Raw genomic sequence first — 6,858 nt, forward strand, 5'->3', positions numbered from 1 at the left:
CTAAGAACAACAATTGCCACCATAATGGCCATAGCAGCTGCTACGCGACGGAGTCTACCTTCAGGGCCAACACCATCCGAGCCACCGCTGCTACCACGATGACCACGAAAATGCACACGAGAGGCCTCGTCGTACGAGGCCTCAGGAGTTTTTCTGCGCGATGCGCGAGTATGTCGATTCTGCGTACTCACAGTGTATATTTTACGCCTAAGCGTTGTTGCTTACATCTACAACAGGACGATTTGTCTCAAGAGTCATACCGTAATTCTGAGTAGCAATACGCTCAATGCGTGTAGTGCTTGCAAGCAGGGAGCGAGAAACGCGCAGGGAATCGTTAGTTGCAGTTGTTGCGCGCATTTCATTTCTGATGACGTTATTAGCCTGAAGAGTTGAAACCGTAGCGGTAGAGATACCAATACGGACAACACCAAGTGTCAGGAAGAGTGCTGCAGCAACAGCAATAAGCTTGACACGCTGGATGAACTGACTGCTTACGCCACGGCGAGCATCAGCATCAAGGCCGCCACCAGGGACAACCTCAAAAGATGTGCGAGTGCTCTGTTCAGGAGCGTACTCATGCTCAAACTGAGTTGTGCGTGCTACAGCTTCTGATCCGTAACGTGCCATTAAACTTCAATCCCTTCAAAAACTTCTTAACAACAAGCAACAAGTGCTATGGGGTACTTCATTTCTCTGGGTCGCGTTTAACCGCCACCCTCATCAGGGCGCTTCTCGCCCTTGGGTTGCGCTCTATCTCTTCTGGAGTGGCCACAAGAGGTTTGCGCGTAATCACGTCAACTATCGGCACTTGACCGCACATACAAACCGGAAGGTCTGGCGGGCAGATACAACCTTGACTGAGCTCAGAGAACACGTGCTTGACAATGCGATCTTCAAGCGAGTGATACGAGATAACGCAAATCCTGCCTCCTGGATTAGCCCAGGCAATTGCAGAGCGAAGTCCGCGCTCCAAAACCTCAAGTTCGTGGTTCACTTCAATACGAAGTGCTTGGAACGTCTTTCTGGCAGGATGTCCGCCGTGACGACGCGCTGCTGCGGGAATTGCCGCCTTGATTACCTCAACAAGCTCAAGCGTCGTTTGGATGGGACGCTTTTCTCGCGTTTGCACAATGCGTCGTGCAATGCGGGAGGCAAATTTCTCGTCTCCGTAAATTCGAAGGATTCGGGCGAGGCCGGCTTCGTTATAGGTGTTGATGACCTCTTGTGCAGTTGGAGTTTGTTTGCCCGGGTCCATTCGCATATCCAACGGGGCATCTTCGTGGTACGAAAAGCCTCGCTCTGGGATATCAAGCTGAGGAGAAGAAACACCAATGTCAAAGAGGAAACAGTCAACTCCGGGGACTTCTGCAGAGACGAGAAGTTCATCGAGGTCACCAAAGTTTCCCTTAAGCGGCAAAAACTCCGCATTTGGTACTTCTTGTTTCAGGCGAGCAGCTGCTGCTTGATGAGCCATTGCATCCTGGTCAATTCCAATGGAAAGACCGTCTGGAGCAATCAGCTTTGCCATCTCTACGGTGTGACCCGCTCCTCCCAAGGTGCAGTCGCAAACAACTTCACCTGGCTTGGGGTCCAGCTCGCGCAGCACTTCTGCAAGCATTACTGGTTGGTGCCGATATTCGACTTTCAAGTTACCGTCTTCTACCTTCACGATCTTCTCGCCTCACTAGGCGCCAAAGATGAGGTCCTCGAGCGTTGCAACGCGGTCATCTGCCGAGAAGAGGCTGTTCCACTTGTTGGTGTTCCAAATCTCAAAGTGGTCGCCGTTACCGACAATGGTGACATCGCGGTCAAGCTGGAGCTTCTCCCTAGCCTGTGGATCGGACTCGTCAATCTTTCCCAGAGCAACGCGGCCGGCCGAGTCAATGTCGACGGTTGTTGCTGCTGCGTTCAGCATGCGAAGTGCTGTGACGTCGTCGCGGTTCCTTGGGTTGAGGTTCAGACTTGCAATCCAAGCCTCGTACGCCTCAGGTGAGTAGCCGTAAAGCGCGTCCTGTCGACGGAGCAAGATGACAACATCGCCAAGCTGCTTGCGCTGAGGTGCAGGAAGAGTCACGCGAATCTTGGAGTCCAGCGAACGCTGATACTGACCAGTAAGCATGTCTCCCCCTTTCACGTTGGCGCCCCTTGCCGCGCGGGCTGTGTTTGTGTTGTGTGTGCGCGGCAACGCTTGGGCATAGTCCGTCGATTGAACGTGAAATAAATATAACTCATTCCGACACTTACACACACTAGAAAACACTTTCCGACACCAAGTATTTTTCTTATGGTCTAGCTGGGGTTTAACAAAGATATGAATTGATAGAGCAAGACCACAATATGTAGTGTTTAAAAAAATCCGAACTACAAAAGAACGGATTTTCTTAGTCTTAGACACGATTTATTAAATTTTTTATGTTGTGAAAATTTTTGAGGAAATTGTGGTGAACTCGTGGCGAAAATCACATGTTGCCCTGACAAAGCCTTCGCCTTGCTTTTACGCAGTCACCACTTTGCCCCACGCTTGTCCCACGCTTGCGTCAAGCGCAAGTCACGGTTGCATCAAGCTCGTCTATTTGTCCGCACGAACGTGAGCTCTTGGGTGCGCCTCAAGATACACATCTCTAATGTGAGACCTATCTACGTGTGTATAGAGCTGTGTAGTTGAAATATCAACGTGTCCCAAAAGCTCCTGCACCGAGCGCAGGTCAGCGCCACCTTCTAGCAGATGCGTGGCAAAACTGTGGCGCAGTGTGTGAGGGTGCAAGCCCTCAATTCCCACTACCCTTCCGTAATTTGCCACCAATTTATGTACCGACTGGCGAGAAATGCGTCCACCCCGAGCGTTTACAAACACCTCAGATACCTGGCCATGCTTCAGTAAGAGTGGACGAGCTTCATAGAGGTATGTTTTAAGTGCACGATGCGCAGAGCCTAATACAGGAATTACACGCTCTTTAGAGCCCTTACCAAAAACACGTAAGAGTTCATCTTCTAGAAAGACACCCCGAACCTCAAGATCACAGAGCTCAGATACACGAAGTCCGCAGCCATACAACAACTCAAGTATTGCTCTATCTCGAATACCTAAAGGCGAATTAGGAAACGGTTGATCAAGAAGTTCTTCTGCCTTTTCTTGAGAAATAACATCAGGAAGCCTTTGGATTCTTGCTGCAGTAGGCAAATCTTCAGCTGGTGATGACTCACAAATTTGTTCGACAGCCATAAACTTGTGGAAGTTTCTAATAGCTGCAGTATGGCGTTCAACCGAAGCTGGAGCCATACCTAAATCTCTGAGAGAGCCAATGTATTCTTCCACATCAGAGCGAGTTACCTGGTTGGGCAAAGTAATCTTTTTGCCACTCAACCAGAGCAGATAACCCTCTAAATCTCTGGTATAAGCATCAAGCGTATTTACAGAAAGACCTCGCTCAACAGCAACGTACGCTAAAAATTCTGTACGCGCCTGAGCGAGGTCCATAAGTAATCTTCCCTACTAAAGGCTCTAATTAGAGAGTCTGATTAACATCATGACGATCAACGCCCTCATGATGAGCAATTGCTGCACGTGCAAACTCGCGAAACAAAGGTGCAGGATGAGTTGGACGGCTCTTAAACTCTGGGTGTGCCTGGCTTGCAACAAACCAAGGGTGAACAGACTCTGGAAGCTCAATCATCTCTACAAGACGATCATCTGGAGAAACACCAGAGACTACCAGACCAGCCTCAACAAGCTGATTACGGAATACGTTACTTACCTCATAACGGTGGCGGTGACGCTCGTAAACCAAGTTGTTGCCATATGCCTCATGGGCAAGAGTTCCCTCAACAACCTTACAAGGATAAGAGCCAAGGCGCATGGTACCGCCCTTGTCAGTAATGTCCTCCTGATCAGGCATAAGATCAATGACTGGATATGGGGTATCTGGACCAAACTCTGCTGAATTTGCGCCCTCCATACCGCAAACGTCACGGGCAAACTCAGTAACAGCCATCTGCATACCAAGGCAGACACCAAGGTAAGGAATCTTGAGTTCACGAGCACGGCGAATAGCAACCATCTTGCCTTCTACGCCACGCAGACCAAAGCCGCCAGGAACCAAAATACCATCTGCTCCAGCAAGCTCCTGCTCTACGTCTTCTTCTGTAAGTTCTTCGCCATTTACCAGGCGAATATCAACGTGTCTGCCGTAGAAAATACCGGAGTGATGAAGTGCCTCAATAACAGAAAGATAGGCATCAGGAAGCTGTGTATACTTGCCGACAACATAAATTCTTGTTGTATCTTCAAGCGCATTTGCCTTATGCATAGCAGTGGTAAATGCTTCCCAGCTGCCAAGATCGCTTGGACGAACTTCAAGGCCAAGACGCTCAAGTACCTTCTTGTCAAATCCCTGTGCTGCCAGATGTGCTGGAACATCGTAAATTGAAGGCAAATCGTTGTTCTCAAAAACGCAATCTGCATCAACGTCGCAGAAATTAGCGATTTTCTCGCGAATAGATTCATCCACGGAATGGCTAGAACGGCAGACGATAAAGTCTGGCTGAATACCAAGGGAGCGAAGTTCTTTTACAGAGTGCTGCGTAGGCTTAGTCTTAACCTCATGAGCTGCTGCAATATAAGGAACAAGACTTACGTGAATAATAGCAACGTTGCTTGCACCACGCTCTTTTCTGAACTGGCGAATTGCCTCAACAAAAGGCTGTGACTCAATATCGCCAATGGTGCCACCAAGCTCTGTAATGACTACATCTGCGTTGGTAACCTCTTCAATGCGAGCAAAACGAGCTTTAATTGCGTCGGTTACATGAGGAATGACCTGGACTGTACCACCAAGGAAGTCTCCAGCGCGCTCACGCTGAATCAAAGACTGGTAAATAAGGCCAGTAGTGAAGTTAGACTCCCTGGTAAGGTTCTCGTCAATAAAGCGCTCATAATGGCCAAGGTCAAGGTCAGTCTCTTTACCATCCTCGGTAACAAAAACCTCACCATGCTGGAAAGGACTCATAGTACCTGGGTCAACATTGAGATATGGGTCAGCTTTTTGCATCATGACCTTATAGCCACGAGCCTTAAGAAGTCGGCCTAGGGATGCAGCAGTGATTCCTTTTCCAAGAGAGGAAACAACGCCACCTGTTACAAATATGTGCTTGGTCATGGATTACTCCCGTAGGTAAGATTAGCCAATTACATTTCTACGGGTCTTTATATTATTCCGCTTTGAGGCCCATAGAGACGAGAAATTTAATCTCCAAACAAATACATTGTTATGTCCATATGATTCTGAAAAATCTAGCGAGCTTCTGTGAGCAGTTCATGCGCGTGTGCCAAAGAAGTCTCAGTTATTGATCCTGATAGCATGCGAGCAATCTCTTCTTCTCTCTGAGTGCCAGAAACCTCCGTAAGTGAAGTTACAGGAAGTGCGTTATGTTCTTCTGTCTTAGACACTACATAGTGTTTTGAAGCCATAACAGCAACCTGGGGCAAGTGAGTTACTACGATCACCTGATGCGTTTTAGCAAGCTGTGCTAAAACCTCTGCAAGAGCAACGGCAGTAGCTCCACCAACGCCAGCGTCAACTTCATCAAATACAAGCGTATCGCAGTCGTCAGACTCTCCTAAAACCACTTTACACGCGAGCATAACGCGAGAAACCTCACCGCCAGAGGCAATTTTTCTAAGAGGGCGAGCTGTCATTTGAGTTGAAGGCTTATACATAAGCTCAATCTTTGTGGAACCGACTTTATTCCACTGCTCAAAAGGAAGATCTTCAAAGTTGAGTTCAATCTGAGCTGAGCCCATCTGCAAATGACTCATTTGCTTATTGACTACATCACAAAGCTTTGGAGCTGCAGCAACACGAACCTTTTTAAGCGCTTGAGCCTTAAGAATAAGGGTATCTTTTGCAGCATTTACCGCTGCCTGTGCCTCACGAACAAGCTTTTCTGTATCTTTGGTTACCTCGAGAAGATTTTGAGCAGTCTGGTATTTCTTAAACACGTCCTTCATACCAGGGCCGTACGTTCTCATAAGACCCTGAAGACGAGCCATGCGACTTTGCATCTCTTCAAGAGCTTCTTCATCAAAATCGAGAGATCCTACATAACTTCTGAGCTCTGAAGAAACATCTTCAATCTCTATAAGAGCACTTGAAAGAGACTCTGCATAAGAACCAAGCGTAGCATCAAACGTTGAAGCATTTTGAAGCATCTGGACCGCATCAGAGAGTGAATCAATGACACCCTCATCACTTGAGAGCACCTCATGTGTTCCTCCTGCAGCTTGAAGAAGAGCCTCTGCGTGCTCAAAGCGAGGAAGTTGCTCCTCTAAGTCTTCTAGCTCTCCTTCTTTAGGAGAAACCTCATCAATTCTTTGGACAAGAAATGCTGCTTCATCAATTTTTGCATTGCTTGACTGACTTACTTCAATAACCCGCTGAAGCTCGGTAACTGCAGCATGGTAAGCATGAAGAGCGTCTACATACTCTGTCTGGTAAGACTGAATATCTGATCCAATCCATGCGTCCAGCATGCTGACATGATTCTTTACATCAAGCAATCTTTGGTGCTCATGCTGACCACACAGATCAATTGATGTTCCAATGCCTCCAGCCAGCTCTTTAACTGATGCCATATGGCCATCAATCTCTACCCTGCCCCTGCCATCAGCAGAAACTTTTCTAGAGACCACTACTCCTTCTTGATCTTCTGGAGAGGTAAAGAAACGAGCTTCAACCCTAAGGGCATCCGTTCCTTCTCTGACTGCAGAAGCATCTGCACGTTCACCAACTAAGAGCTTAATAGAAGATAAAAGAGCAGTTTTACCAGCACCCGTTTCTCCTGTTAAAACAGTTAAACCTG

Annotated in this window: 6 protein-coding genes and 1 pseudogene; all 7 read right to left on the bottom strand. The window is 47.8% G+C overall.

The window, feature by feature from the left end:
* Positions 1–191, bottom strand: a pseudogene (locus tag RWJ43_RS05415) (penicillin-binding protein 2); the annotation flags it as partial.
* Between the two features lie 16 nt (positions 192–207).
* Complete coding sequence (locus RWJ43_RS05420) at positions 208–627, bottom strand: cell division protein FtsL (RefSeq protein ID WP_314008730.1); 420 nt, start codon at positions 625–627, stop codon at positions 208–210.
* Positions 628–685: 58 nt separating this feature from the next.
* Positions 686–1,648, bottom strand: a complete 963-nt coding sequence (gene rsmH, locus RWJ43_RS05425; RefSeq protein WP_314008743.1) for a 16S rRNA (cytosine(1402)-N(4))-methyltransferase RsmH — start codon at positions 1,646–1,648, stop codon at positions 686–688.
* A gap of 36 nt (positions 1,649–1,684) precedes the next feature.
* Complete coding sequence (locus tag RWJ43_RS05430) at positions 1,685–2,134, bottom strand: division/cell wall cluster transcriptional repressor MraZ (RefSeq protein WP_232215582.1); 450 nt, start codon at positions 2,132–2,134, stop codon at positions 1,685–1,687.
* Positions 2,135–2,569: 435 nt separating this feature from the next.
* On the bottom strand, positions 2,570–3,478 hold the full coding sequence (gene xerD, locus RWJ43_RS05435; protein WP_314008734.1) for a site-specific tyrosine recombinase XerD: 909 nt from the start codon (positions 3,476–3,478) through the stop codon (positions 2,570–2,572).
* Positions 3,479–3,506: 28 nt separating this feature from the next.
* Complete coding sequence (locus RWJ43_RS05440; protein ID WP_314008737.1) at positions 3,507–5,156, bottom strand: CTP synthase; 1,650 nt, start codon at positions 5,154–5,156, stop codon at positions 3,507–3,509.
* 134 nt (positions 5,157–5,290) lie between these two features.
* Positions 5,291–6,858: DNA repair protein RecN (locus RWJ43_RS05445; protein WP_314008740.1), on the bottom strand; the 1,568-nt coding region annotated here is incomplete at its 5' end.

The organism is Lancefieldella parvula (assembly GCF_963530955.1).
In the GTDB taxonomy this organism is placed as follows: Bacteria; Actinomycetota; Coriobacteriia; order Coriobacteriales; family Atopobiaceae; genus Lancefieldella; species Lancefieldella parvula_A.

Bases quoted from the DNA above. Each gene is read 5' to 3' on its own strand.
- xerD (WP_314008734.1), bottom strand. From the start codon at position 3,478: ATGGACCTCGCTCAGGCGCGTACAGAATTTTTAGCGTACGTTGCTGTT.
- RWJ43_RS05420 (WP_314008730.1), bottom strand. From the start codon at position 627: ATGGCACGTTACGGATCAGAAGCTGTAGCACGCACAACTCAGTTTGAG.
- RWJ43_RS05440 (WP_314008737.1), bottom strand. From the start codon at position 5,156: ATGACCAAGCACATATTTGTAACAGGTGGCGTTGTTTCCTCTCTTGGA.